Below are 25,417 nucleotides of genomic sequence, written 5' to 3' on the forward strand. Positions count from 1 at the left end.
GCCGGGAGGCACACGCCGGACAAATCATAGGAGATTCCGTTCGCGCGCTCACGTTCGTCATACCATGACGCCATGCCCCGTCGTACCATCGGTGTCGCCCTCGGGCTCTGCCTCGCTGCGGCGGTGCCCAGCCAGGCTCAGCCACGCACCTCCGCACCGCCTGCGCACGCCGTCCCCGGGCTCGAACGACCGGTCACGGTCTCGATCGATGGGAGCGGCATCCCGCACATCCGTGCCGAGCGCCTGTACGACGTCTTCGTGGCCCAGGGCTACATGGCCGCCCGCGATCGCCTCTGGCAGATCGACATGTGGCGCAAGCGCGGGCTCGGGCAGATGGCGAAGGACTTCGGACCCGAGTACGTCGAGAGCGATCGCATGGCGCGCGCCGTGCTGTTCCGCGGCAACCTGTATCGCGAGTGGTTGGCGTACGCCTCGGATGCCAAGCGCATCGCCGAGGCGTTCGTCACCGGTGTCAATGCCTACGTGGCGCTCACCGAGCGTCAGCCGGAGCTGCTTCCGGAGGAGTTCCGGCTGCTCGGCTACACCCCCGCTCGCTGGGACGCCTCGGACATCGTCCGTATCCGTCACCACGGACTTACGCTCAACCTGACGGGCGAGATCGACAGGGCGGAGGTGTACTGCAAGGACGGGCAGGATGCCGCGAAGGCAGACTGGCTGCGGCGCGCACTCGTGCCGGAGATCGCGCCGACGCTCGCTGACGGTGTCGATCCGTGTGCGCTGCCGTTCGCGCGTTTGCGTGAGGTCTACGCGCTCGCGACGGCGCGACCTGTCTTTCGCGCGCCGACGGCGGCAGCCGGTGGTGTTGCCGGGCCATCGCTCGCGCTGCTGCCGGTGGCGGCCGACGATGCGGCGGCGCAGGGATCGAACAACTGGGCGGTGGCTCCGGCCAGGACGGCGACCCGGCGGCCGATTCTCGCCAGCGACCCGCATCGCGCGCATTCGGTGCCGAGTCTCCGCTACATCAGCCACCTCGTCGCACCGGGCCTCGACGCGATCGGCGCGGGCGAGCCGTTCCTGCCTGGCATCTCGATCGGTCACAACGACGCGATCGCATTCGGCCTCACGCGCTTCTACATGGATCAGGAGGATCTCTACGTCTACGAGACCAACCCCGATCGCCCCGACGAGTACAGGTACCAGGGCCGCTGGGAGCCGATGACCATCGTGACGGAGCGCATCGAAGTGCGGGGCGAGGCGCCGCGCGACGTGACGCTGGCGTTCACGCGGCACGGCCCGATCCTCGTGCGTGATGCGGCATCGCGTCGTGCGTTCGCGCTGCGTGCGGCGTGGCTTGACGAGGGGATGGCCCCGTACTTCGGATCGATCGAGTACATGCGCGCGCGCAACTGGGATCAGTTCACTGCCGCGATGAACCGATGGGGCGCGCCGGGCGAGAACCAGGTGTACGCGGACACGCAGGGAAACATCGGCTGGGTGCCAGGCGGCCTGACGGTGATCAGGCCGAACTGGGACGGTCTCACGCCCGTGCCCGGCGACGGTCGCTACGAGTGGGCCGGCTATCGCGACATGGACGAACTGCCGCGTGCGTTCAATCCGACGGCGGGCTACGTCATGACGGCGAACGAGGCCAACATTCCGCCGGATCATCCGGCGGCGGCCAAGGGCGTCGGCTACGAATGGAGCGACGCGTTCAGGGCCACGCGTCTGCACGAACTCCTCGGCGCGTCCGATCCGCATCGTCTCGACGACTCGCGTGCGTATCAACTCGACACGCTGTCGATCCCCGCGCGGCGCGTGACGGCCATGCTCGCGGGTCTCACCGACGATCGTCCTGGCGTGGCGCGCGCGCTCGACCTGCTGCGTGGATGGGATCACCACATGCGGCCGGACAGCACCGCGGCCGCGATCTTCGAGGTGTGGTACTCCGCGCACCTGCGGAAAGCCGTGGTGCAGGCGGTGCTGCCGGCAGGAGCGGCAGCGCGCGTGGGGAATGGCGATTCGACGCGCGTGCTGCAGGTGCTCGACGGGCACGAAGGATGGTTGACGCCGGAGCGTCGTGCGCGTGTGCTGGTCGACTCGTTGGCCGCCGCGCTGCACGACCTCTCGCGCACGCTGGGTTCCGACGAGTCGACGTGGCGATGGGGCGCGCTGCACCAGGCGATCTTCGAGCACCCGCTCGGCGCACGTGTGGATACGGAGGCGCGGCGCCGGCTCACCGTCGACGCGGGACCGATCGGCGGATCCGCCGTGACGCCGATGGCGACGAGCTACCGCGCGAGCGACTATCACCTGACGGCGGGCGCGTCCTTCCGCATGGTGGCCGACGTCGGCCGCTGGGATGCGTCGGTCGCGATCAACACGCCGGGCCAGTCAGGCGATCCCGCGAGCCCGCACTACCGCGATCTCGCACCCCTGTGGGCGCAGGGACAGTACATCCCGCTCCCGTATTCGAAGGCCGCCGTCGACAAGGCCACGCGCACGCGCCTCACGCTCGTCCCGGAATGAACGCCCTTTCCGGTTGCCGGCGTGCCCGTATGCCCCTTCCGGTTGCCCGTTGCCGATTGCCGGTTGCCGTTCAACCCGTCAAGCCCAGCGCTTTCTGCATCTGCTGGCGCACCAGCGTGAGACGCTCGAGTCCGCCGCCCTCGACTTCCGCCGACGCCCAGCCCGCGAAGCCGATGTCGGCGAGCGCGCGCCGCACCTGGTCCCACGGCACGTCGTCCTGCGCGTGCGTGATGTCCACCATCGTGCCTGCCGCGCGGCTGCGGCCCTTGATGTCGAGCTTCACACAGCGGTGGCCGAGCGTTCGGATCCACTCGCCTGGCCGCGCGAAGCGCCAGTGGTTCCCGATGTCGTAGTACATGCCGATCCACGGACTGGTGAAGCTGTCGATGAAGCGGATGAAGCGCTGCGGTCCCTGGTCGGCTCCGCCCTCGATGTCGTACATCATCCGGTTGCCGACGTTCTCGATGAGGATCATCTGTCCGAGCGACGCGGCGAGCGGCAGCACCTTCTTGATCTCCTGTCGCGCGCGCTCCTCGATCACCTCCGTCGGTCCGTCACTCGCCTGACCGACCACCAGCAGCACGCCGTTGCCTCCGGCCGCGTGCGACAGGCGCACGCAGTGTTCCAGGTTTGCCCGGCCCTGATTGCGCTCCGCCTCGTCTGCGCTCGTGAGCCGCAGCTTCCAGTGCGCGTGATTGATCGCGCCATGGACGAAGACGCCGGTTTCCTGCACCGCGGCGCGCGCCTGCTCCACGGTGAAGCTGCCAGCCTCGTCGAAGTCCACGCCGTCGAATCCTGCGGCGGTCGCCATCTTCAGTCGCTCGGCCAGCGACAGCACGCGCCCGCCGTCCTCTTTGGCAATCATGCTCAGCTTCGTCGCGATCAGCAGCGGCTTGCCCGCCGGCGGCACGACGATGGCGCCCGCGTCGCGCGGCTGTGTGCCCTGCGCATGCGCAGGCACCGTCGCAACGGTGGCACCGCCAGCCAGCGCCGCGGCGTGCGTGAGGAAGTGACGACGAGTGGGCGACGTGTGTTGGTGAGCCATGACAGTGGCCGAGTATATGCGCCCTCCCGCCGTTCCCTAGAACCGGTGCGGATCGAAGCCCTTCGTGTTCAGGATGCGCACGAGGCCCGTGCCGAGGCCGAACATCAGCAGGCCCTTGCGTTCGCCGGCGGTGATGAGGCTCGGGTCGATACGGAAACTCGCCAGCGCTCCCACCACGTCGCGCCCGTTGGCCTGAGGCAGATACTCGCGAATCTCCGCCAGGCCCTGCATGAAGTTGGGGATATCGTCCGGCCGCAGCGTGCTTTTCGTCTCGCACACGAGCACGAGATCGCTCGCGATGACGATGGAGTCGAACTCCCGCGTGCGCCCCGGATCGCGTCGATCCGCAACGGTCAGCCGCTCCAGCGTCAGCTCGATGCGCCGCCTGCCGAACATGCGCCGGAACACCCGACTGATGCCCGGCGACATGATGTCCTCGACCAGCCGTCCCTGCTTGTTGGCCAATGCCCCGAGTTGTCTGTCCAGTCGCTTCGACGACCGCTCGAGTTGCTCGTTCTCCGTCTGTATGCGCTCGTGGCGCGCCTCCATCCGCTCGTTGGCCGCGTTCAGCCGTACAAGGCTGGCCGCGACGTCCGCCAGGTGATCCTCGACCGTCGACATCCGCTCGATCATCGTGTGCATCTCGCTTCCTCCGGTGCAATTGACGACCGGAAACAGCGCACGGCGCGTGCCAAGTCGAAATCCGTGGAATTCGGCATTTCTGACGCGGATTGTGGCAGGACCTGCCAACCGGAGGTCCCCGATCCATTGCGGAATCTGCGCTGTCAGAGTGGCTCTCGACGACGATACCATCGTCTGGCCGCGGCGTACATGAGCGCGCCGGACGGCGATCCGAGTTCAGCGCAGCAGCTTCCAGGAGCGCAGCCAGTCGCCGAGCGCGTAGAGGTGGTCGACGTGGTCGGGCGCCGAGTTGCCGGCGAAGCCGAACACGCGGAAATCGCCTCGTTGTGCCTCGCTCAATTGCTGCATGCCGAGCGGACCCTGCTTCAGGACGGGACGTCGCGTGAGCGCCAGCGACGCGAGCAGGGCGTTCGCCGTCTCGGTGGTGCTGGCGTACGTGCCTGGATAGACCTCGGAGTGCGTCACCACGAAGCGCTTGCGCCCGGCTGCCGCATCAGCGGCGAATCGCGTGAAGACGTCGATGTCGGCGATCTTCACGTCCGGATCCTTCGTGCGCGCGGCGCGTACGTCACCGTCGAGAACGTACGACGCGTGCAGGCTGTCGAGCAGCACGATGGCGTCGACACGTGCGTAACCGCCTGATTGCGCGAGTGCGGCCCTGACGGCGCCGTAGCCGGCGCTGAAGGACGTGAGCACGACGCGTGACCAGGTCACGGGTCGCCCGAGCGCACGTGAGGTTTCGTCGGCGGCATGCTCGAGGAGTTGCGCGAAAGCGGCGGGATCGGCAAAGGGCGCCGCGTACCTGGCCGATCCGGCGCCGAGATTGATGGTCACGAGTGCCGCATGCGGTGCGCTCCGCGCCACGTGCTGTTCGATGAGCCACGACGCACCGTGGAAGTGCACGATGAGCGGCATAGATGCCCGCCGCGCATCGAGGGCCGCGCGAGACACGAACAGTTCGCCCATCGGGAGCGTCGCACGCGTACCCGCGGGACGCGCTTCGGTCAGACGCGGGTGCGGTCGCGTCGTATCCGACATCGGCGACGCGTTCTGGGCCGTCTGCGCGCGTGCGGGTGCCGACACGACACTCATGGCGATCGCGAGCGACGCGAACGCCGCACCGCATCGCCAGTGGACTGCCGGACGTGTCACCGCCGCCTGTCGCCGCTGAGGATACCGATCGCCGTCGCGATGCGGCGCGCCCGTGTCTCGGGCTTCTTCGCATCCTCGATCGCGCGCACGTGCTCCTTGCGGTGCGTATACGACAGCGCGTCGAAGGCGGCCCGTGTACCGGGGGCCTTCCGCATCGCCGCAGCGAAGTCCTTCGGCACTTCCACGGTGCGGTCGGCCGTGTCGAGCTCCAGCGTCACCCGCACGCGGTCGCCGCCGGCCACGCCGGCCTTCTCGCGATGCGCCGCCGCGAGCGCGATGAGGTACCGGCCGCCCATCACCGCGACAGTGCTGCGATAGCTGTAGCCGCGGATCGTGACGACCACCTTGGGTCGCTTGCCGCTGGACAGCTGCTCCACCACGTCGGCAGGCACCTCGATGCCCGTCGCACGCATGTCGTCGGCCTTCAGAATCGTCGTCGTGAATGTCTTGCGAGCCACGTCCGCATCATTGGCCCCCGCCCCGCGCCTGTCAACGCCCGCGGTTACGACGTCGCGCCAGAGCTGGTGAGGATCGCGTACAGGCGCGTGTTGATGTAGTAGTTCGATCGCCTGATCCTCCGCTTCTCGAGGATCCCGTCCGCCACGAGCGCGTCGAGATACTTCGCGGCAGTGAGGCGCGACACGCCCAGGTCCCGTTCGACGAATCCGATCTTCGTGTACGGGTGCAGGAACAGGTTGTTGATCAGATCCTGACTGTAGAACCTGTGCTTTGCACGGATACGGTGTTTGGTGTCGAGCAGGGCGTCCTTGATCGCCTGAATCGTGGCGATGCCTTCTTTCGCCGTGACCTCGACGGCGGTGAGCATGTACAGCACCCACTCCTCCCATGCGTCGGCGACGCGGACGGCCTGGAGCAGACGGTAGTACTCGGGCTTCGTCTTCACGATGTGACGACTCAGGTAGAGGACCGGCAGCGACAGCAGGCCCTGCTTCACGAGGTAGAGCACGGAGATGATGCGTCCCGTGCGGCCGTTGGCGTCGTAGAAGGGATGGATGCTCTCGAACTGGTGGTGGATGAGCGCCATCTTGATGAGCGGGTCGGCGTCGTAGGGCACATCCTCGTTGATGAAGCGTTCGAGGTGCGCCATCAAGGCGACGATCTCGTCAGGATCCTGCGGCGGTGTGTAGACGACGGCTCCCGTGCCGGACATGAGGACCGTGCCCGGCAGCTTGCGGAAGCCCGCGCGATTCTGCTCGAGCTGCGCCTGGATGGTGAGGATGTGCCGGTTGGTCAGCAGCCCCGAGTCGAGCACCTGGTCGAGACCGGTGACCAGCGCCTCCCGGTAGCGAGCCACCTCCTTGGCCGCGCCGGACACCGGGCCAGCTGAAGTGTCCTGGAAGAGCTCGTCGTGGGTCGTGACGATGTTCTCGATGGCCGAGCTGTCCTTGGCTTCCTGAAGCGCCAGCGTGTTGACGAGGATCGACTCGTTCGGGATCGACGATACAACCCCTTTCAATTCAGCAAGTTGCCTGCTCGAAGCATTGAGGCGAGCCATGATGGCTGGCGTGGTGAATCGTCCTGGAGGCAGCTCATCGAGGCGTGTCAGCACCGGGGCAGTCTAGCATTGCAGCACCAGACGTGTATAGAAAAGACGAAAATTTATACATATCTGGCGCGACATGTATAGAGAATCTGCGCTTCTGATCCATCACATCCCGAACACCGCGCCAGCGTGCGAGGATGGCGGGCATGTCGCGCATGCTGTCGCTTGCCTCGCTCCTGTCCGGCGCCGCCATCGCCGCGGTGCTCGTCGCTCTGCCGTTGCCTCTCCGTGCGCAGGCGGCTGTCTCCTGGCCTGGCGGGGCGCGCATGGCGCTCAGCCTCAGCTTCGACGATGGGCGGGGGAGCCAGGTGACCGAAGGACTGCCTGTCTTCGCGCGGCATGGCGCGAAGGCCACGTTCTACGTCGTGCCGTCTGCCGTCGAGCGCGACGTGGAGGGCTGGAAGCGAGTCGCGGCCGCCGGTCATGAGATCGGCAACCATTCGCTCACGCATTCGTGTACCGGCAACTTCCCGTTCTCGCGATCGAAGGCGCTCGAGGATCACTCGCTCGAACGGATGGCGCGGGAACTCGCGGAGGCCAACGCGCGTGTCACGACGCTGCTCGGCGTGACGCCGCGGACCTTCGCGTATCCGTGCGGTCAGAAGTTCGTCGGGCGTGGCCGTGACGCACGCAGCTACGTACCTGTCGTTGCGGAGCAGTTCCTGGCGGGGCGCGGCTGGCGCGACGAGGCCGCCAACGATCCGGCGTTCGTCGATTTCGCGCAGACGCTCGGCGTCGAGATGGACGGCATGGACTTCGACCAGATCCTGCCGCTGCTCGACGATGCCAGAACCCGTGGTGCGTGGCTCGTACTCGCGGGACATGAGATCGGCGCCGGCGGCCGGCAAACCACACGCGTGGCGATGCTCGACGCGCTGCTCGCGTACGTGAAGGACCCTGCCAACGGGATCTGGCTGGCTACCGTCGCCGAGGCGGCGGAACGGATCGCGGCGACCCGCTGACGCGCGCTGACGAACGGGTTGAAACCCGTTCGCTCCTTATGGGTGGATGGAGGGTCGGGCGTGGGTGGCGCCGCGCCGGGCGCATATAATCCGCGCGATGACGCCAGCCGATCTGACGCGTCGCCAGTTCCTTGCCTCGAGTGGCGTTCTCGTCGCCAGTGCGGCCGTGCCCGCATGGGGCGAGATCTTCCAGACGGGTCCCACCGCCGACGCGCAGCGGGCCGAAGCCGCGGACGAGGCGCTGGCCGCAGCGGCCAGGCTCGGTGCGTCCTACGCCGACATCCGTGTCAACCGCTATCGCCGCGAGTCGATCGCCACTCGCGAGAAGCAGGTGCAGAACGTCTCGCGTTCGGCCAGCTACGGCATGGGCCTGCGCGTGCTCGTCGACGGCGCCTGGGGTTTCGCGGCCAGCAACAGGGTCGACGCCGCGACGGCGCGAACGATCGCGACGCAGGCTGTGGCCATCGCGCGGGCGCACGCCGCGCTCGGCACGCGAAAAGTCGAGCTCGCGCCCGTGGAGGTCGTGAAGACGTCGTGGACGAGCGCGTTCAGGCGCGATCCCTTCGAGGTGCCGATCGACACCAAACTGTCGTTCCTCATGAAGCTGAACGAGACGGCGCTCGCGGTTCCCGGCGTGTCGTTCGTCAGTTCGCAGTTGCTGTTCGTTGACGAGCAGAAGTACTTCGCGTCGAGCGAGGGTTCGCGCATCACGCAGCGGCTCGTGCGCACGTATCCGCAGTTCACCACCACGGCTGCCGACCGCACGAAGGGCGACTTCCAGTCGCGCCCCGTCGTCGATCGTGCGCAACTGGTGGGTTACGAATACGTGGATGACTACCCCTGGCTGCGTGATGCCGAGAAGGCCGGCCACGACGTGGTCGAGAAGCTGAAGGCGCAGACCGTCAGTCCCGGCCGCTACGACATCGTTGTCGATCCGTCGCAGTTGTTCCTGTGCATCCACGAGTCCGTCGGCCACTCGACCGAACTCGATCGCGCGCTCGGCTACGAAGCCAACATGGCGGGCACGAGCTTCCTGAAGCCGGCAAACGCGGGTTCGCTGCGCTTCGGCGCGTCGATCGTCAATCTGGTCGCCGATCGCACGCAGCCGGCGGGCCTCGCAACGACGGGATTCGATGATGAGGGTGTGCCGTCGGAGCGCTGGCACATCGTGCGCGACGGCGTGTTCGTGGACTGGCAGACCACGCGTGAGCTCGCGCCGCTGGTGGGGCAGCGCCGGTCGCACGGGTGCCTGCACAGCGACAGCTGGGCGAGCGTGCCGTTCCCGCGGATGCCGAACGTGTCGCTCCAGCCCGCCGCGACGGAGGTCACGCTCGACGACCTGTTCAGCGGCATCAAACACGGATTGTTCATCGAGGGCCGTGGCGTGTCGTCGATCGATCAGCAGCGCTACAACTTCCAGTTCGGCGGTGGCGTGATTCGCGAGATCCGCAACGGCAGGCTCGGCGCGATGGTCAAGGACGCCGCGTACCAGTCGCGTACGCCCGACTTCTGGGGTGCGTGTGACGGCGTGGGCGGCCCCGCGTCGTATCGCCTGTGGGGCACGTCGGCAGACGGCAAGGGCGAACCGGGCCAGATCAACGCCGTGAGCCACGGTTGTCCACCAGCGCGATTCCGCGACATCACGGTGCTCAACACGGCGGCCTCGTCATGACAGGAGACGCGCAGTGCTGAGTCGTTCGGAATCGCTGTTGCTCTGCGAGACCGTGCTGGCGCACGCGAAGGCCGCTGGTGCGGAAGACGTCGTCGTGTCCGTCGAGAGCACGATCGCGGCGCACGCGAGGCTTGCCGACAGCCGTTTCACGACGAGCGGACGTGCCGAGGACCTGTCAATCACCGTAACCGTGTGGATCGAGCGCCGGCGTGGCGCGGCAAGCGGCAACGACGCGAGCGCACCGGCCCTGGAGCAGCTCGCGCGCGAGGCCGTGCAGATCGCGCGGATCTCGCCGGTGCATCGCGAGTACGTGCCGACGCTCGGACCACTCGAGTATCAGGAGTCGAAAGGCTTCTCCGACGCGACGGCCGACGTGGACGTCGCCGCGCGTGCGAAGGCGCTGCGCGCCGTGCTCGACGCATGCGGCACTGCCGGCGTGAGCGGTGCGGGCGTCCACACGGCCAACGCGTCGGCGATCGCGGTGGCGACGGCCAACGGCAATCGCCGCTATTTCCGTTCGAGCGAAGGGACGTTCAGCCTCACGGCGCGCAGCGCGGACGGGACGGGCTCCGGCTACTGCGCGGGCGATCACTTCGACGTGCGCCGCGTCGATCCCGCGCGCATCGCGACGGTTGCCGTCGACAAGGCCGTGACCTCGCAGGCCGCGCGCCCGATCGAGCCCGGTACGTACGCGGTCGTGCTCGAAGCGCAAGCCGTGGCGGACCTGATGGGATTTGTCGTCGGCGCGCTCGACGCGCGCACGGCCGACGAGGGCCGCAGCGCCTTCTCCGCCGCCGACGGCAAGACACGCGTGGGCGAGGCGCTGTTCCATCCGTCGCTGAGCATCCACAGCGATCCCATGCACCCGGAGATGCCGGCGGTACCGGCAGCGGACGAGGGCATTCCCGCGGAGCGCATCACGCTCGTGAAGGACGGCGTTCTCGAACGTCTGGCCTACAACAGGTACTGGGCTACAGAACGTAAGCAGACACCAACGCCTGGTCCCGTCAACTTCATCGTCGAATCGGCAAAGCCGACGCCGATGGAAGGCCTGATCGGCGGTCTCGAGCGCGGTCTCCTCATCTCGCGCTTCTGGTACGTCAGGCTCGTGGACCCTCGCACGATCGTGCTCACCGGTCTCACGCGCGACGGCGTGTGGTGGGTGGAGGACGGTCGCGTGAAGCACCCGGTCCGCAATCTCCGATTCAATCAGGGCATGCTCGCGATGCTCGCACCGTGGAATGTGCAGGCGATCGGCGCGTCGGTCCGCCGGTCGCCGTTCATGGTGCCGCCGCTGCGGCTCGCGGGTTTCACCTTCACCTCGATCTCCGACGCGATCTGATCGATGAACACCTTCACACGTCTCACACGCCTGTTGTCCGGTCGCGCGTCACGTCGTCAGATGCTGCAGGGCGGCGGCGCGCTCGCGGCCACGATGCTCACCTCGTCCGCCGGCAACGCCACGGCGGTTGTCGCCGACGCTGCCGCGCGGCGCGCGACGGCTTCCGGTGCGCAGGCCGCAACGCCATCGATCTACGCGAGCGTGGGCGTGCGGCCGCTCGTCAACGCGCGAGGCACCGTGACGATCGTCGGCGCGTCGCGCACGCTGCCGGAAGTGAAGCGCGCGATGGACGCCGCGGCGCGCGACTACGTGCAGATCGACGAGCTCATGGACGGCGTGGGCCAGCGCCTTGCCACGCTCACCGGCGCGGAGTGGGGCATCGTGACGTCCGGCGCGTCGGCGGCGCTCACCGTGGCGACAGCCGCGTGCATCACCGGCGGCGACCCCGATCGCATGGTGCAGTTGCCGAACCTCGCGGGGCTGCCTGACGAGATCGTGACGCCGCGTTACTCGCGCTCGGCGTACGACCATGCGCTGAAGGCCGTTGGCGCGAAGGTCGTCGAGGTGGCGACGTTCGAGGAGTTCGTCGCGGCACTCGGGCCTCGCACGGCCATGGTGATGCTGCTGGCCGGGCGTGGATCCGAAGAAGGACCGCTATCGCTGCGACGGATCGCCGATGTTGCGGGGCCTCGACGCATTCCGATCCTCGTCGACGCGGCGGCCGAGACGCTCGACGTCCCCAACCCGCACCTGGCAGAGGGCGCCGATCTCGTCGCCTACAGCGGTGGCAAGTGTCTGCGTGGACCGCAGTGCGCAGGCCTGTTGCTCGGGCGCAAGGCGCTGGTGCAGGCGGCGTGGATCAACAGCGCACCGCATCACGGTCTCGGTCGCGGCCTGAAGGTTGGTCGCGAGGAGATCATGGGCATGCTCGCGGCGGTCGAGGCGTGGAAGACGCGCGATCACGACGCCGAGGCGCGGCAGTGGACGACCTGGCTCGAGACGATCGCCGCGCGCGTGGCGCAGGTGCCAGGTGTGACGACGGAGATCAGGCAGCCGAGGGGCCGATCGAATCGCACGCCGTCGCTCGCCGTGACGTGGGACGAGGCGCGCATCGCGCTCACGGGACACGAGGTCGAGATGCGGCTGTACGACGGCGAGCCGCGCATTGCCGTCAGCGGTGCGGGATCGTTCCTCCCGTTCCCGCCGAACCTGCGGCCGAGCATCGACATCACGCCGTATCAGCTCGAAGCGGGTGAGGAGCAGATCATCGCCGAGCGCGTGTACGCCGTGCTCGCCGGCGCACCGGCGACGCGGTCGGCACCACCGTCAGCGGCGTTCGATCTTGCCGGCCGCTGGGACGTCGACGTGGACTTCGCGGCCCGGCGGTCGCCGCACGTCTTCGTGCTCGCGCAGGATGGATCGGCGCTGAGCGGCACGCTCCACGCGAGCTTCGCGCCGCGTCCGATCGCCGGCACGATCCACGGCCGCGACGTCGTCCTCCGCGCGTCGTACACGTCGAACGGCGTGAGGCTGAACTTCACCTACACGGGTACGGCAACCGACGCGCGCACGATGAGTGGCGACGTGAGCCTGGGAGAATACGGCACCGCCAGGTGGACCGCCCGCCGCGCGTGAGTCGCGCTTCGAAGACAGCGACACGACCACGGGCTGACAGGTGCGTGTCTGCGTCCTGCCGCGTCTACCAGCCCGGATAGCGGTCCGACAATCGTTCGGCCAACCCATCGTCATCGGCCCCATTCACGATCGCTGTGAGGTCACGCGAGAGGGTTTCGATCACGTCGCGCAGCTCCACCTGCTCGGTCCCCTCCGTGGGGAGGGAATGCACGCCGCCGATCGCGCCGACGATGTTCCCGGTGATGGCTCCGGTGGAGTCCGAATCGCCGCTGTGGTTGACCGCCGCGATGATGGCCTCGCGCGCGTCTTCGGCGGCCAGCGCGCAGAGCACCGAGATGGCAAGAGCTTCCTCCGCGACCCAGCCCTGGCCAAGTTCCGGTAGACGCCTGCGCCAGTCCGGCACGCGACTCAGTTCGACTGCCCGCCGGAGAGCATCGCGAACCTCGCCGGCCTCGGCGCGATCCTGCAACGTCGCCAGTGCATGGCCGGCGGCATCAGCCAGCGACTCGCCCCGCACGATGTGCGCGATGATCACCGCCAGCGCACCGGACGAGAACCACGCCGACGGATGCCCGTGCGTGGTCTGCGCGGTCTCGACCGCCCACTCGAACGCGATTGAGGGGTCGTCGAACCGGAACAGCCCGATCGGCGCATCCCGCATGACCGTGCCGCACCCCTTGCTGTTGTTGGTGGCCTTGCCGCCGAACTCGCGCGACCCTCGAGCCGCGCGAAGCGCGGACAAGCAAGTCCTCCCTGGCGCTCGAGCCGCCCACAGCCGCTTGTCACGGATCAACCACCCATCGATCTGCCCGGCGATCCGTTCATTCGCAGCGAACGCTTCGAACCGCTCGTCCTGAGTGACCAGCCATCGCAGGTACGCGTGATGGACGATGGTCGGAGGGTGGCAGCTGCCCTCGAGTGTGCTGCGCACGTAGGCACGGATCAGCCCTTCGACGGTGAACAGCGTCATCTGCGTGTCGTCGGTGACGAGACCGAACCCGCCGTACGCCTTGTCGAACCGCGTGATGCCTGCCGCGCCATAGCGCGCCACGATCGCCTCGTGAGACACGAACTCCACCGGCGCACCCAGCGCGTCGCCGCAGGCGCCACCGAGGAGGCAGCCGTGGATCTTGTCGTAGAGGGTCAGTTCAGTCATCGATCACCTGTAGGATGCACATCATGACCGACACGAAGCGCGAGCATCATGAACCAACCCCAGTTCCTGAACGCGAGGTGCCGGTGAATGCACCTCCCGTGCCGCCGTCACCAACGTCTGTCGACCCGCCGCCGATCAACATCGACGCCGGGCGCAACGGAAACTGGCTGGCCGAGCTCCGCCGCCGAATCCGCGACGGTGAAGACATCTAGGGACCCGACCGGTCCTTCCAGGGTTCCGCCGCGTCGACCCGTGCTCTGTTGATCACCGTCGTCTCGTCAACCGGCCATCCCATCGTCCAGTACTTGAACTCGTCCACGACCCAGTAGAGGTGGCGAATCCGGTAGTAGAAGTCGGCGTGGCCGAATCGACGAATGAGAGCAACGAACTGCTCGAAGTCGACGTTACCGGCCTCGTCGGGCACCCACTTGCGAACCGTGTACTCGTGCGGAGCCGTGTCGCGATAGGTGACGGCCTCCTGCCACCGACGATGCCGAATGAAGTCCCGGGTCCACGCCCAGTCGTCGCCGGATGGCATTTCGAGCAACTCGGGCAGATCGAGTTTGCCGTCCTTCAGATAGTCGCCGTGAATGCCGTAACGGTGAGCCATGAGGTGCCAGGAAAGGAAGACGCACGGCTTCCGGGCGACCTGACACTTGGGCGGGCCGGCGGGGGCCTGGTGTGTCGCAGGATGAGAGGGTCGTGGCTACCGCAACGCGGTCAACGGCGGCTTGGATCCGAGGAGATGAGCTGCTCTGCCGTCAGCCCGATGTCCTTCGCGATCTTGCGCAGCAGCGTCGGTGAGATGTCGCGCCCCGCGTGGAACGGAACGGTCGTCCCGCGGCCGTCCGCGTGCCGAAGCTGCTTGTGGGAGCCCTTCTGCCGGACTTCGCTGAAGCCCAGTCCTTCCAGGAAGGCGACGACCTCACGTGGCTTGAGGGTGGGCAGGTTGCCCACTACGCCACCTTGATGGTCTGGACCGCGACGAACTCGGACTCGAGCTTCGGCTCGCCGTCCTCGAGGAGCATGCTCACGACTTCCTGCAGGTTGACCTGCAGTTCGTCGAGCGTGTCGCCCTGGCTATGTGCGCCTGGCCACCCCGGGACATGACCGACGAAGAGGCCGGTGTCAGGGTCACGTTCGATGACGACGTTGAACGTACGCATGCTTCAGAATACTCCTCCGTCCTGCTGTCCTGCACGTCCTTCGCAGATGGTCGACACAGCGCTACCGTGGTGGCGACGGGGCGACGAGGACAGGTGGGAACGAGGCGGCGCCGAATGCACCTGGCGAGCGGAGGCGTTGTACTTGATCGCGATCGGCGTTGAGCGGGATCGAGAGGCCACCCGTGTCAGCGAGGATCGCGAACATCCTGTCGCTCATCTCGGCGGCGCGCGCGGCGTGCTCGGGTTTGTCGATGAGGTTCTCCATCTCCAGCGGGTCGTGCTCGAGATCGAAGAGTTCGTCGACGTCCCAGATGCCGTGGTAGCGGATGAACTTGTATGTGTCGCCACGCAGCGCGAATACCGTGGGTGTCTGCGGGAAGTTGCGCTCCCAGTAGTACTCGTAGAGCAGTTCGCTGCGCCACGGTACTGACTCGCCCCGCGCGATCGGCAGCAGGCTGGCGCCCACCATGTCCGCCGGCTGACGCAGGCCTGCGGCCGCAAGAATCGTCGGCGCGATGTCGAGGTTCGCCGCCATCGCCTCGATCGTGCGTCCGCCGCCGAAGAGTGCCGGGCATTGCATGACCATCGGCACGCGCATCGACTCCTCGTACGCCGTGCGCTTGTCGATGAGGCCGTGCTCGCCGAACGCGAAGCCGTTGTCGCCCATGTAGATGACGAGCGTCGACTCGGCCAGGCCTTCGGATTCGAGGAGGTCGAGCACGCGGCCGAGGCTGTCGTCCACGCCGAGCAGCGTCTCGGCATAGCGCTTGAAGTACTCGCCGACGTCGAGTGTGCCGTGGTACGGATACTCCACGCCGTGCCAGCTGTTGCGCTGATCGCGAACCCAGCGCGGTCGACGCTCCTCCAGTTCCGCCGGGAACGACTGACTGCGCGGCGGCGTGAACGTGCGCGAGGCGAGTCGTCCGGCGTGGCGTTCGGCGGGAGTGAAGTTGGCGTGGACGCCCTTGTGTGAGAGATACAGGAAGAACGGCCGGTTCTTGTCGCGCGCGCGCAGCCAGTCGATCGCGTAGTCGGTCAGCTCGTCGCTGATGTAGCCCTTCTGCGGCACGCGCGTGCCGTCCACGTTCAGGCCGTTCTTCGACGGCAGGTACGAGCCTTGACCGCGGAAGCTCACCCAGCGATCGAAGCCGGGCTGCGGGTCGTCGCCCTCGCCGCCCATATGCCACTTGCCGATGAACGCCGTCTGGTAACCAGCACGTTGCAGATACTGCGGGAAGAAGGTCGTGCCGGGCGGCACCGGGTTGTTGTTGTCGACGACGCGGTGCTGGTGCGCGTAGCGTCCGGTGAGGAGGGTGGCCCGGCTCGGCGAGCAGAGGGCCGTCGTCACGAACGCGTTCTTCATGTGGACGCCGTTGCGCGCCACGCGGTCCATGTTGGGCGTTTCGACGATCGGATGGCCCATGAAGCTCATCGCGTCGTAGCGATGATCGTCGGCCAGGACGAACACCACGTTGCGGGGCTGCGCGCCGGCGATGCGCTCGAGCGCGGGAAGGGCGGCGTCCTGCCGCGCGTCAGGCGAGGGTGTCTCGCCGCGTAGCGTTCCGGTACATGCCGCGTTCGACGCCGCGGCGATGACGGCCACGGCTGCGATCGCGATCAGCCGCGTCAGTGCGAGCCTGCGCATCCTTCGTTCTCCTGTCGCGCCGGTGTGACCCGCCGCGGTATTCGTTCAGTCCGACGTACGATACGCCGCTTCGTCATCGCGTCGCCAGGGGTTGAAACCCCTGGCCCCGTTCGTCTGTGGTACTAACAGACGCATGGAATGGCGTGGGCGTGCTGCAGGGATGTGCCTGGCGGTCGTGTGTGTCACGCTGGCGGGTGTTGCGGCGGCACCCGACGCGCGCAGACAGGAGCAGAGGATGACCACGGCGAGAGGGGAGTTCGACGTCAAACTGAGCCCGCAGGAGGACGAGGCTCGGTTCGCGTCTGGCCGGATGACGATCGACAAGACGTTTCGGGGCGATCTGACAGGGACCAGCACAGGGCAGATGCTGTCGTTCCTGAACGCGGCGCGCGACTCCGGCGGTTATGTGGCCATCGAGCGCGTGACGGGCACGCTGCACGGTAAGGCGGGCTCGTTCGCGTTCCAGCACGGCAGCACCATGGCGCGCGGCGCCCAGCACCAGTCGGTCATCGTCGTGCCCGGATCGGGTGAGGGGGAACTGGCGGGCCTGACGGGTACCCTGACCATCGAGATCAAGGACAAGCAGCACTTCTACGTGTTCGAGTACCACCTCGAGCCGTAGCCCGTGGCGAAGCGCTCTTCCAGGAGATACGCATGAACGTGTGGATGTGCCGTGCGACGGTGATGCTTGCGGGACTCGTGTTGGCGTCGGCCACGCAGGCCCAGCCGGCACGCGTGGAGTATCGCGTGCTGGCCACCAACAAGACGTCGACCATGCAGAAGGAGCTGAGCGAAGCGGCAGCCGCCGGTTTCCGCTTCGGCGCCGTGATGGGCGGCGAAACGTCGTTCGGCGGGGCGGAGGCGGTGGTCGTCATGCAGCGCGTGCCGGGTGCGACGCGCGCGGAGTACAGGCTGCTGGCGACGAGCAAGACGTCGACGATGCAGAAGGAGTTGCAGGAGGCGAGCGACGCGGGCTTCGAGTATGTCGGCCAGACGGTGTTCAGGTCGACCTTCGGCGGCGCTGAAGTGGCGTGCATCCTCGAGCGCGCTGTCGGTGACGCACCGGCCCAGCGATACCAGTACCGCCTGCTGGCAACCAAGCGCACGTCGACGCTCGAGAAGGAACTCCAGGACGCCGGCGGCGAGGGGTTCGAGATCGTCGGCATGACCGTGGGACAAACGGCGATGGGCGGCAACGAGCTCGTGGCGATCACGAGGCGCAAGGTGTCCACGTCGAGGTGACCCATGCCTCTCACACCAGACGACGTCACCGCTCACCTGCGTACCCGCCCGGGCTGGCAGCTGCAGGGTGATGCGCTCACGAAGACGTTCGCCCTTCCGTCGTTCGCCGACGCCATCGCCTTCGTGACGCGCCTGGCGTTCGACGCCGAGGCGAACGACCACCACCCCGATCTGCAGATCAGCTATCGAAAGGTGCGTGTCTCGTGGTCGACGCACAGCGAGGGTGGCGTGACGGCGAAGGACATCGCCGGCATCGATCAGACGGAACACGCGGCGTCGCGCCTGCAGTAGGCGACAATGCCCCCATGTCTACTCCTCGTGCCCCTCGTGCCCCTCGTGTCGCGGTTCGGTCGCGGCGTGCGGCGATGACGGCCGGACTCGCCGCGCTCGCGGGTTCGGCGACCGCCGCATCCGCCGCGCCATCGTCGTCGGCAGCAACCCAGGCATCCGTCGGTGTGTGGACGCCGAAGAAGGTCGCCATCAACAGGCGCGACAGGCAGGCACCGAATCCGCTGCTGTCGCATTGCATCAGGTCCGGCCATCTCCTGTTCCTCGCGGGCATCGGCGGCTGGTACGCGGAGGACAGGAAGGAACCCGGTGACGCGAAGGTGCAGACAGACAGCGCGCTGAAGGCGATGCGCATGCTCCTGGAGCAGGCGGGGTCGTCGATGGCCAACGTGCTCAAGGTGCACATGACGGTCGCCGAGCCGAACCGGAACCTCACGCTCGTCAACGCGGGCTACGCGGGCCACTTCCCGGACCCGCCGCCGGCGCGGTCGTTCAGCGGCTGCGGCGTGGACCAGATGGGCCGCGACGGCGTGCTCGTCCAGATCGACTGCATCGCGTACGTCGACTGATCCACCATCGTGCTGGGCGGGCCGGACAAGTCCGGCCCCTACACCGTGGGCGAAGTCAGCGCGAGACGACAGCCGCCAGATCGACGGCGGTGACGATGTCTTCGTCACTCGCCTCGTTGCCGGCATCGCCGCGAAGGTAGTCGCCCGGACGACACGTGAAGACGATTACCTGATGGTCGTGCGCCCGCACCGATGCGCGCACGCGATCGTTGAACCACGCGAGGCGCGCGCTGTCGCTGTGCACCAGCTGATCGTCCAGGACCACGGCGGTGCGCAGGTAACCGGCGATGGCCAGCCGGAGCAGCGTGGCGAGCTGTTCGCGAGCGCCAACCGAAAGACGCTCCAGCGAACGATCACCACCCTGGGCCTCGACGTGTTCCGTGCGCAGCCCCGGCGTCACGCGAATCGCGCTGTAGCGTCCGCCCGTCAGTTCGTGGAAGGCCTCCGTGACGGGACCAGCCATCGCGCGTCCGAGGTGCGCGGCGCGCTCGGCCTCGACAGCCTCGAGCTCGCGCAGCAGCCGCAGCGCGGCGCGCTCGGATCGCTCGCGTTCGCGGACTTCGTCGCGCGCCACGCGCACCACGTCCTCCTGTTGTGCGAGCCGCTCGGAACCGACGTGTCCGGCCACGAGGTGGAGTTGTCCCTTCGCGTGGTTCAGGTCGTTCGTACACCGCTCCAGCCGTGCCTGCACGGCTTCGAGCGCTTCGCGCGCCTCGGTCAGATCGAACGGCAGCGTGTCTGGGACCTGGTCCCGATGTTCGTCCGGTGTCGACAGCGGCGTCTCGTGCGCATCTCGCAGCATCTGCTCGGCGACTGCGATGTTCCGCGCGCACTCGTCGTACGCCCGCCGGGCTCGGTCTCGTGCGTGCGCGGCAGCTTCGCGCGCCTCGACCGCTTCCGCTCGATCGCGAGTGCGCGCGACGCGCGCGGCCACGGTGTGCGGGTCGACTCCTGGTGCCTCACGTTCGAGACGCGCAAGTGCGTCCCGACACGACGCCAGTCGCGCGGCGTCGCGCGCCGCTTCACTCGCGTTCCGATCCGCAAGGTCCGCCTCATCGCGCAGGCGTCGTACGTCACTCCTTCTGCGTTCGACGTCGGCTACGGCACGCTCGTAGTCGGCCAGCGTGGTCAGGCTCGCGGCGCGCAGTGACGGCTCTACCTCCTGCGTCCATCTGTCACGTCGTCTGACTCGCAAGTCGTAGTCCGCCAGCCGCGCGCGCACCGCACGTTCGCTCACGGCCCACGCCACACCGCCTGCCACACCACCGACGATGACGCCGGCGAGTGCTGCGGCAACCGGTGTCAGCACGCCGGAGAGGTACGCGATGGCTGCCGAGATGATGAACGTGCCAATGAATATGAGGACGGCTGGCAGTATGGCTGACGCGGGCGCGGATGCCGGCACGGGATGCGCTCTCAGGTCCGCGTCGAGTGCCCGCCATGCATCGACGCGCTCACGCGTCGGCAGTGTGCGATCCGTTACCTGTCGTTCGATCGCCGACGCCTCGGTGCGCATCGCTTCGGCACGCGCACGAAGATCCCGCGCACGATCGGCATCCTCTTCCAGCGCTCGCACCATGGCGCGCTGTTCCTCGATCGCGAGATGGGAATCCACTGCCTGAAGGAGGAGAAGCTCCGCGTCCGCCGCGTCGAGCGTGTCGCGCTCTGCCTGCTGTCGCTGGCGGGCGTCATCGAGCTGCGCAGTTGCCTTGGCGATGTTCTGCGCTCTCAGTCGATCGACCTCGGCGTCAAGTGCCGCCCTGGCTCGCACGCGTTCGGCGTGCGCCGCGGCCGCATCGGCCACGGACTTCGCGGCGTCGACGTCGGCACGCAGACGCTGCTGCTCGTCCTGAAGCCGCACGACCGTCTGGCGGATCGTCGCTCCCGCCTCCTCGTCGCTCCGCAACGTCTGGAGCAGGCGTTCCTGCGCTCGTAGGTGCTGTTGCAGCTTGACGAGCGGCGAATCGGCGGCGGTCTTGAACTCGCCCTGAGACGTGAAGATGCTCTCGACACGCGTGGTGAGCCGATCGATAATGCGCCGCACCAATGGATCCCCGTCGAGCGCGCCCATCGCGCGCGTGACCAGCGACTTACCCGTCTCGTCGCGGTCATCGTCCAGGCTGGCGTCGAGAATCGCCTGGACCTCGCCCTGTTTACCGAGCAGCGCCGTGAGCAGGAAGCTCTCGGCCTTCGGCGAGGCCCCCCTCGCAGCCGGCGCCGCGATACCCCACGCAAGCAGTTCGCGCAGCCGGCCTTCCACGCCCCTGCCCGCGACAACCTCCCTGAACCGCGGTGGCTCGACATCCTCGCTCGACTCGAGTGCCGCTGCCGCCCTCGGCCCGAATCGCTTCGACACGCGCCACAGCACGCCTTCATGCTCGAACGTCAGCGTGACGCACGCCGGCTTCGCGCCGCCCCACGTCACGAAGTCGTGTCCCGCCTGAGACGAGTACTGCACGAACAACGCTGCGCGAATCGCCTCGACGAGCGTGGACTTGCCGAGCTCGTTCGGTCCATGGAGCACGGTGAGTCCGCGTCCGAAGATGACGGACGCCTGGCGAATCCCGCGGAAGTCCGCGACGTCGAGGTGCCGCAGCCTCACGCCCGCTCCTCGCTCACGAGACGATGCAGCTCCTGGAGCGCGCGTCTCGCGTCATCGTCTGTCTCTGCCGCGGCCGCGAGCCTCCTGGCAACGACAGACAGCGTCTCCGGCACATCGTCCATGACGTTGTCGGCAACGCCGACGTCGATGCGAAGCCCGCTCCTGTCGATGAGCAGCGCGCCCGCGCGGCCCGTGTTGGCGTCGTCGCCATGCAGTTGCCGCGTCAGACGATCGACGATGGTCTCGTCGGCTGTGGGGACCGTCATGTCGAGCCGCACGCGAAGGGCCGTGGTCGAGAGATCCTCGCTCGCCAGGCGATGCAATGCTTCGAGGCTGGTGATGGTCTCCTGACGCCACGCCCATCGGCCTACCTTGTGCGCTGTCACCATCGGCTTCGCACCGGCGCGCATCAGCGTGACGAGTGCCACATGACCGGCGTCCGACTCGCCGAAACGGGTCTGCTCGGGAGCACCCGGGTACACGATGGGCGCGACGCCGCCGTCCGTCAGGATGCGGAAGCCGTGCGTGTCGCCCACGGCCAGGTAGTCGAGGCCACGCCGCGCAGGCGCATCGCGCGCGACGGGGAAGTTGGTCTGATGTCCTTCGATGTCGAACGTGGAGCCATGGACCATCCCGATGCGGATGCGCGTATCGCCCTCGGCGCGCGCTGGAAGCGACAGCGCGAGGTCCTCGGCGCCGGCCGTCGATCGGCATGGCGCGGCCAACAGCACGGCGTCCGGTGTGAGCGGCAGCGCGAAGGCGTCCGAATCCACCACGTGTACCCACGGTGGCAGGAGTGCGCGAAACGGGTGCGTCGCGTGGTAGACGGAGCCAGGCTTGAGTGGGTCGTGATTGCCTGGCAGCAGCACGACGGGCCGGCTCCAGCCGTCGCGGCTCGTGAGCACGTTCGCGAATCCGCGCCACCAGTCCTCGCCGGGCTCGGGCGTGTCGAAGATGTCGCCGGCCCAGAGCACGGCATCGACGGCGTACTGCTCGGCCACCGACAGGATCGTGCGCGCCACGTCGAGCCGCGCCCGCGCGAGCCGGCGACGAGCGTCGGCGTCGAACTGTGCCGATTCCAGCCCCAGGTGCAGATCGGCGGTGTGCAGCAGCTTCAGCATGCGCCGTCCACCACGTCGAACCGTACGTCGAGCACGCGCGTCACGTCGGGCCTGGCGTATCGCCGCGCGAACAGCCGATCGCGCCACTCGCGATACTCGTCGTCGCCGCCGTCTTCGAGGTGTGCGATCTGTCGCGCCACGAGATCGCGTTCCTTCGAGACCTGCGCGGCGCGCGTGTCCGTTGCATCGCCCGCGTCGACGCCGAGCGTGCGCTGGCGTCGCTCGCGCAGTTCGGCGATCTGCGCGGTCAGCCGCGACTCCCGGCGGCGCATCACGAGCACCTGATCGGCCAGGTAGTGATCGAGCTGGCGGAGCATCTGGTCGAAGCGCGCCTCGTCGCGTGCCGCCGTCGCCGCCTGATCGCTGAAGAGCGCCGCGTCGATCGCATCCTGCAATGGCTGGTTCGCGGTGTGGTCGCCGATGGCCTGGCACTTGCGCACCGGCAGCGCGAGCAGGCCCTCGACGACAGTCGCCGCGAGCGGGTCGTCATCGCCATCAACGACCGCAGTGAACATCAGGTTGTCAACGCGCTCGATGCCCCTGTACGCCGCGCGCGTGACCACCAGCCTGCCGCGGCGTCCCACGAGCGCGCGCACATCGTCTGCCGGGCCAGTATCTGCTTCGAACACCACGTGCAGCGGTGAGTCAGTGGCACGCCGCGCGGCGTCGATCGCCGCCTGCACGACGGGATGCCCGACGTGCAGCGCTTCGCCCTCGCTGATGGCGCGCGCGTCGCCGACGATCGCGACGAAGCCATCGCGATAGCCGTCGGGCAGTGCAGCGTGGGACTGCACACGGTAGCCGACGCGACCGGGTTGTTCGTCGCGCTCGTATGCCACACCCTCATCGTCCAGCCAGGTGCGTACGACCAGATCGACGTCTCGATCGAGGCCTTCGAGTTCGGCCGGCAGCGCGCCCTGATAGCGCGCAAGCACCTGCCGTACCGCCTCGTCGAGCCGGGTCTCGATGAGATCCGACGCGCGATCCTGCACCTCGTCGAATGCGCGCTTCCGGCTCTCCATCGTGTCGCGCAGATGGCGCAGGTCTGCCGCCACATCGTCGATCGAACGCGCGCGGCCGTAGATCGTGCGCAGTTCCGCTTCGAAGTCCACGCTCACGCTGGCCACGAGCGACTCGGGCGCCGTGCGCGACGGCTCGTAGAGCACCGCGTCCGATGCGTCGAGCACCTTGCCGAACAAATCGAGCTTCTGCGTGAGGATGTCGAGCGTGAGCCGCTGCGCCACGTTGCCCGCCGCCAGGAAGCTGATGACCGTGACGCCGCGTTGCTGACCGTAGCGGTGCACGCGCCCGATGCGCTGCTCGATGCGCTGCGGATTCCACGGCAGGTCGTAGTTGACGATCGTGTCGCAGAACTGGAGATTCAGCCCCTTGGCCCCCGCCTCTGTCGAGATGAAGACCTTCGAGCGATGCCTGAACTCGTGGACGAGCGCGAGACGGATGGCCACGTCGCGGCTCGGACGATGGGCAGGAGCGATGGCGTGTCCCTCGTCGGCCTCCCACCGCTCGAGTGCGCGCTCTGCCTCCGGTCCTTCGTTGTCGCCACGGAACACCGTGATGTCGCCTGGCTCGTGGCCATGCTCCAAGAGCAACGCGCGCAAGTAGTCCTGCGTCGTCAGAGACTCGGTGAAGATGACGGCCTTGCCGGAGCCGGTGCCTTCGACGCCACGCGTACGGACGAGCGCGAGCGCGTCGAGCAGGCGATGAGCCTTGCTGTCGTGGCCGAGAGTTCGCGCGCGCACGGCGAACGCCGCCACGGTTTCGAGTTCCTCGCGGAGGCTTTCATCGAGTTCGGAGATGGCATCCCGCGCATCGAGGGCCTCGTCTGCCTCGTCGCCATCCGGACCGCCTTGCGCCGAGAGGCTCTCGTCGTCTTCGAGATCCGCTGCCATCTCGCGCAGGAACTGCGTCCCATCGTCAGAGACCGCGTGGCCGCGCCGCGCAAGTCGATCGCGGAGGCGCTGCGCCACGCGCTGGAGACTCTCGGCCAACGCCGCCAGTGACGATCCCATGCGCCGATGGAAGCCGATGAGCAGCAGGTGACGCTGCGTGCCCCGGAATGCGTGCAGGCGTTCGCGCATCAGCCACGCGGTGACGTCCGTGTACAGCGCCTGCTCCTCCGGGCTCATCGCGTACTCGAACACGCGTGAGTGCCGCTCGACGAACGGCACCTGCAGGAACTCCTGCGCCTGACGCCTGAGCGTGCGCTGCAGCACCGTCTGCAGTCGACGTCTGAGCTCGCGCGCCTGATCGGGCAGCACCGTCCGATCGCCCGCCTCGCAGAATCGCTCCCGGAACGTGGGCAGCCGTCCGAGGAGCGTGCCCGTCGGCTCGACGTACTGCACGAGCCCCCACAATTCTGCGAGCGAGTTCTGGATCGGCGTGGCCGTGAGCAGCACGACGGGCGTGCGTCCACGCCTGATCACTTCGCGCAGGCGTCCCGCCGTCTGCGCGTGCGTGGAGTCCTGGTCGTACGCGCCGTCCTTGCCGTAGCGCTTGTAGATCCCGGAGAAGATCTCGTGCGCTTCGTCCACCACCACGAGATCGAAGGGGTCGACGGCCTTGAGCACCGAGGCTCCCTTCGGACCACCCGCGAGCTCGCGATGCGCGAGGAAGACGCCCGTGCCGCCGAACGACTCCGGGTCGAGACGGCCTTCGCGCGCCTCGATGCCGAAGAGCGCGTACAACTCCGTCTGCCATTGGCCGAGCAGGGCCTTGGGCACCACGAGCAACACGCGACGCATGCCCTCGGCCATCAACTGCGAGATGATCAGACCCGCTTCGATGGTCTTGCCGAGGCCGACCTCGTCGGCGAGGATGCAGCCGCCTTCGGGGATGCGGCGCAGGGCGAACACGACGGCGTCGATCTGGTGCGGGTTCGGATCGACACGACCCTGACGCTGACACGTGGCGTATCGCCGCTGCTCGTCAGGCCGCCGGATGCGGACGAGGTCTTCGGCCAGCAGTCGGCGCTGGATGGGGCTGAGTCTGCGTGTCATGAAGGTAGGGTCGGCCCTCCCGGCCCGACCGCCGAACGAAGTCCTGCGATTCTAGCGCTGTCGCCATTCGGATTCGGACATCGTTGACCTGATGTCCGTTGTCGGCCGAA

The 25,417-nt window shown here is 67.8% G+C and carries 23 protein-coding genes; 10 read left to right on the top strand and 13 right to left on the bottom strand.

Annotated elements, in window-relative coordinates; all coding sequences use genetic code 11:
* Positions 1-72: 72 nt before the first annotated feature.
* A complete protein-coding gene (locus tag IT182_03165; GenBank protein ID MCC6162329.1) occupies positions 73-2,487 on the top strand; it encodes a penicillin acylase family protein in 2,415 nt (804 codons plus the stop codon).
* A gap of 70 nt (positions 2,488-2,557) precedes the next feature.
* On the opposite strand, the gene IT182_03170 is transcribed toward IT182_03165, so the two are convergent.
* From IT182_03170 to IT182_03190, 5 genes are all read right to left on the bottom strand, one after another.
* A complete protein-coding gene (locus tag IT182_03170; protein ID MCC6162330.1) occupies positions 2,558-3,532 on the bottom strand; it encodes a sugar phosphate isomerase/epimerase in 975 nt (324 codons plus the stop codon).
* 36 nt (positions 3,533-3,568) lie between these two features.
* Positions 3,569-4,174, bottom strand: coding sequence for a hypothetical protein (locus IT182_03175; GenBank protein ID MCC6162331.1), 606 nt, complete (start codon positions 4,172-4,174; stop codon positions 3,569-3,571).
* Positions 4,175-4,390: 216 nt separating this feature from the next.
* Positions 4,391-5,326: a hypothetical protein gene (locus IT182_03180; GenBank protein ID MCC6162332.1), complete on the bottom strand. Its 936-nt coding sequence runs from the start codon at positions 5,324-5,326 to the stop codon at positions 4,391-4,393.
* Entirely contained in the window at positions 5,323-5,739 is a 417-nt protein-coding gene (locus tag IT182_03185; GenBank protein ID MCC6162333.1) for a DUF1905 domain-containing protein, read from the bottom strand. The genes IT182_03180 and IT182_03185 overlap by 4 nt, the downstream gene beginning before the upstream one ends.
* Positions 5,740-5,828: 89 nt before the next feature.
* Positions 5,829-6,842, bottom strand: a complete 1,014-nt coding sequence (locus IT182_03190) for a Fic family protein (GenBank protein ID MCC6162334.1) — start codon at positions 6,840-6,842, stop codon at positions 5,829-5,831.
* 185 nt (positions 6,843-7,027) lie between these two features.
* On the opposite strand from IT182_03190, the gene IT182_03195 reads away from it, so the two are divergent.
* The 4 genes from IT182_03195 (at position 7,028) to IT182_03210 (ending at position 12,501) form a co-directional block, all read left to right on the top strand.
* Positions 7,028-7,852, top strand: coding sequence for a polysaccharide deacetylase family protein (locus IT182_03195; protein ID MCC6162335.1), 825 nt, complete (start codon positions 7,028-7,030; stop codon positions 7,850-7,852).
* A 112-nt stretch (positions 7,853-7,964) separates the two neighbouring features.
* On the top strand, positions 7,965-9,524 hold the full coding sequence (locus IT182_03200; protein MCC6162336.1) for a TldD/PmbA family protein: 1,560 nt from the start codon (positions 7,965-7,967) through the stop codon (positions 9,522-9,524).
* Positions 9,525-9,537: 13 nt separating this feature from the next.
* Positions 9,538-10,866: a TldD/PmbA family protein gene (locus IT182_03205; GenBank protein ID MCC6162337.1), complete on the top strand. Its 1,329-nt coding sequence runs from the start codon at positions 9,538-9,540 to the stop codon at positions 10,864-10,866.
* Between the two features lie 3 nt (positions 10,867-10,869).
* The gene (locus IT182_03210; protein MCC6162338.1) at positions 10,870-12,501 is read left to right on the top strand and encodes a hypothetical protein; all 1,632 of its coding nucleotides are present in this window, start codon (positions 10,870-10,872) and stop codon (positions 12,499-12,501) included.
* A gap of 64 nt (positions 12,502-12,565) precedes the next feature.
* Here the strand turns inward: IT182_03210 and IT182_03215 are convergent, their stop codons facing one another.
* Positions 12,566-13,657, bottom strand: a complete 1,092-nt coding sequence (locus IT182_03215; GenBank protein ID MCC6162339.1) for an ADP-ribosylglycohydrolase family protein — start codon at positions 13,655-13,657, stop codon at positions 12,566-12,568.
* A gap of 23 nt (positions 13,658-13,680) precedes the next feature.
* Here IT182_03215 and IT182_03220 point away from each other — a divergent pair, with 23 nt between their 5' ends.
* The gene (locus IT182_03220) at positions 13,681-13,869 is read left to right on the top strand and encodes a hypothetical protein (GenBank protein ID MCC6162340.1); all 189 of its coding nucleotides are present in this window, start codon (positions 13,681-13,683) and stop codon (positions 13,867-13,869) included.
* Here the strand turns inward: IT182_03220 and IT182_03225 are convergent.
* The 4 genes from IT182_03225 to IT182_03240 all read right to left on the bottom strand — a co-directional run bounded on the left by IT182_03225 (position 13,866) and on the right by IT182_03240 (position 16,468).
* Entirely contained in the window at positions 13,866-14,267 is a 402-nt protein-coding gene (locus IT182_03225) for a hypothetical protein (protein MCC6162341.1), read from the bottom strand. The two genes, IT182_03220 and IT182_03225, sit on opposite strands and share 4 nt — an antisense overlap.
* A gap of 110 nt (positions 14,268-14,377) precedes the next feature.
* Complete coding sequence (locus IT182_03230) at positions 14,378-14,614, bottom strand: type II toxin-antitoxin system HicA family toxin (GenBank protein ID MCC6162342.1); 237 nt, start codon at positions 14,612-14,614, stop codon at positions 14,378-14,380.
* Positions 14,614-14,823, bottom strand: a complete 210-nt coding sequence (locus IT182_03235; protein ID MCC6162343.1) for a type II toxin-antitoxin system HicB family antitoxin — start codon at positions 14,821-14,823, stop codon at positions 14,614-14,616. The genes IT182_03230 and IT182_03235 overlap by 1 nt, the downstream gene beginning before the upstream one ends.
* Before the next feature lie 61 nt (positions 14,824-14,884).
* Complete coding sequence (locus tag IT182_03240; GenBank protein ID MCC6162344.1) at positions 14,885-16,468, bottom strand: sulfatase; 1,584 nt, start codon at positions 16,466-16,468, stop codon at positions 14,885-14,887.
* A 235-nt stretch (positions 16,469-16,703) separates the two neighbouring features.
* On the opposite strand from IT182_03240, the gene IT182_03245 reads away from it, so the two are divergent.
* From IT182_03245 to IT182_03260, 4 genes are read left to right on the top strand one after another with little or no spacing between them, the layout of a single operon-like run.
* Positions 16,704-17,090: a DUF3224 domain-containing protein gene (locus IT182_03245; protein MCC6162345.1), complete on the top strand. Its 387-nt coding sequence runs from the start codon at positions 16,704-16,706 to the stop codon at positions 17,088-17,090.
* Between the two features lie 32 nt (positions 17,091-17,122).
* Positions 17,123-17,710, top strand: coding sequence for a hypothetical protein (locus IT182_03250; GenBank protein ID MCC6162346.1), 588 nt, complete (start codon positions 17,123-17,125; stop codon positions 17,708-17,710).
* Positions 17,711-17,713: 3 nt separating this feature from the next.
* A complete protein-coding gene (locus IT182_03255; GenBank protein ID MCC6162347.1) occupies positions 17,714-18,001 on the top strand; it encodes a 4a-hydroxytetrahydrobiopterin dehydratase in 288 nt (95 codons plus the stop codon).
* 14 nt (positions 18,002-18,015) lie between these two features.
* Positions 18,016-18,567 (top strand): RidA family protein, encoded by a 552-nt coding sequence (locus IT182_03260; protein MCC6162348.1) that lies wholly within the window; start codon positions 18,016-18,018, stop codon positions 18,565-18,567.
* A 55-nt stretch (positions 18,568-18,622) separates the two neighbouring features.
* Here the strand turns inward: IT182_03260 and IT182_03265 are convergent, their stop codons facing one another.
* The 3 genes from IT182_03265 to IT182_03275 are packed head-to-tail and all read right to left on the bottom strand — an operon-like array spanning position 18,623 to position 25,307.
* A complete protein-coding gene (locus IT182_03265; GenBank protein MCC6162349.1) occupies positions 18,623-21,169 on the bottom strand; it encodes an AAA family ATPase in 2,547 nt (848 codons plus the stop codon).
* Positions 21,166-22,290, bottom strand: coding sequence for a metallophosphoesterase family protein (locus IT182_03270; GenBank protein ID MCC6162350.1), 1,125 nt, complete (start codon positions 22,288-22,290; stop codon positions 21,166-21,168). Before IT182_03270 ends, IT182_03265 begins: the two co-directional genes overlap by 4 nt.
* Positions 22,284-25,307, bottom strand: coding sequence for a DEAD/DEAH box helicase (locus tag IT182_03275; protein ID MCC6162351.1), 3,024 nt, complete (start codon positions 25,305-25,307; stop codon positions 22,284-22,286). The genes IT182_03270 and IT182_03275 overlap by 7 nt, the downstream gene beginning before the upstream one ends.
* Positions 25,308-25,417 lie beyond the last annotated feature (110 nt).

Source organism: Acidobacteriota bacterium, from assembly GCA_020845575.1.
Lineage (GTDB): Bacteria > Acidobacteriota > Vicinamibacteria > Vicinamibacterales > Vicinamibacteraceae > Luteitalea.

Coding starts and splice junctions, on each gene's coding strand:
- IT182_03165 (MCC6162329.1), top strand. CDS start 73: ATGCCCCGTCGTACCATCGGTGTCGCCCTCGGGCTCTGCCTCGCTGCG.
- IT182_03170 (MCC6162330.1), bottom strand. CDS start 3,532: ATGGCTCACCAACACACGTCGCCCACTCGTCGTCACTTCCTCACGCAC.
- IT182_03175 (MCC6162331.1), bottom strand. CDS start 4,174: ATGCACACGATGATCGAGCGGATGTCGACGGTCGAGGATCACCTGGCG.
- IT182_03185 (MCC6162333.1), bottom strand. CDS start 5,739: ATGCGTGCGACGGGCATCGAGGTGCCTGCCGACGTGGTGGAGCAGCTG.
- IT182_03190 (MCC6162334.1), bottom strand. CDS start 6,842: ATGGCTCGCCTCAATGCTTCGAGCAGGCAACTTGCTGAATTGAAAGGG.
- IT182_03195 (MCC6162335.1), top strand. CDS start 7,028: ATGGCGGGCATGTCGCGCATGCTGTCGCTTGCCTCGCTCCTGTCCGGC.
- IT182_03210 (MCC6162338.1), top strand. CDS start 10,870: ATGAACACCTTCACACGTCTCACACGCCTGTTGTCCGGTCGCGCGTCA.
- IT182_03215 (MCC6162339.1), bottom strand. CDS start 13,657: ATGACTGAACTGACCCTCTACGACAAGATCCACGGCTGCCTCCTCGGT.
- IT182_03220 (MCC6162340.1), top strand. CDS start 13,681: ATGACCGACACGAAGCGCGAGCATCATGAACCAACCCCAGTTCCTGAA.
- IT182_03225 (MCC6162341.1), bottom strand. CDS start 14,267: ATGGCTCACCGTTACGGCATTCACGGCGACTATCTGAAGGACGGCAAA.
- IT182_03235 (MCC6162343.1), bottom strand. CDS start 14,823: ATGCGTACGTTCAACGTCGTCATCGAACGTGACCCTGACACCGGCCTC.
- IT182_03240 (MCC6162344.1), bottom strand. CDS start 16,468: ATGCGCAGGCTCGCACTGACGCGGCTGATCGCGATCGCAGCCGTGGCC.
- IT182_03245 (MCC6162345.1), top strand. CDS start 16,704: ATGACCACGGCGAGAGGGGAGTTCGACGTCAAACTGAGCCCGCAGGAG.
- IT182_03250 (MCC6162346.1), top strand. CDS start 17,123: ATGAACGTGTGGATGTGCCGTGCGACGGTGATGCTTGCGGGACTCGTG.
- IT182_03255 (MCC6162347.1), top strand. CDS start 17,714: ATGCCTCTCACACCAGACGACGTCACCGCTCACCTGCGTACCCGCCCG.
- IT182_03260 (MCC6162348.1), top strand. CDS start 18,016: ATGTCTACTCCTCGTGCCCCTCGTGCCCCTCGTGTCGCGGTTCGGTCG.
- IT182_03270 (MCC6162350.1), bottom strand. CDS start 22,290: ATGCTGAAGCTGCTGCACACCGCCGATCTGCACCTGGGGCTGGAATCG.
- IT182_03275 (MCC6162351.1), bottom strand. CDS start 25,307: ATGACACGCAGACTCAGCCCCATCCAGCGCCGACTGCTGGCCGAAGAC.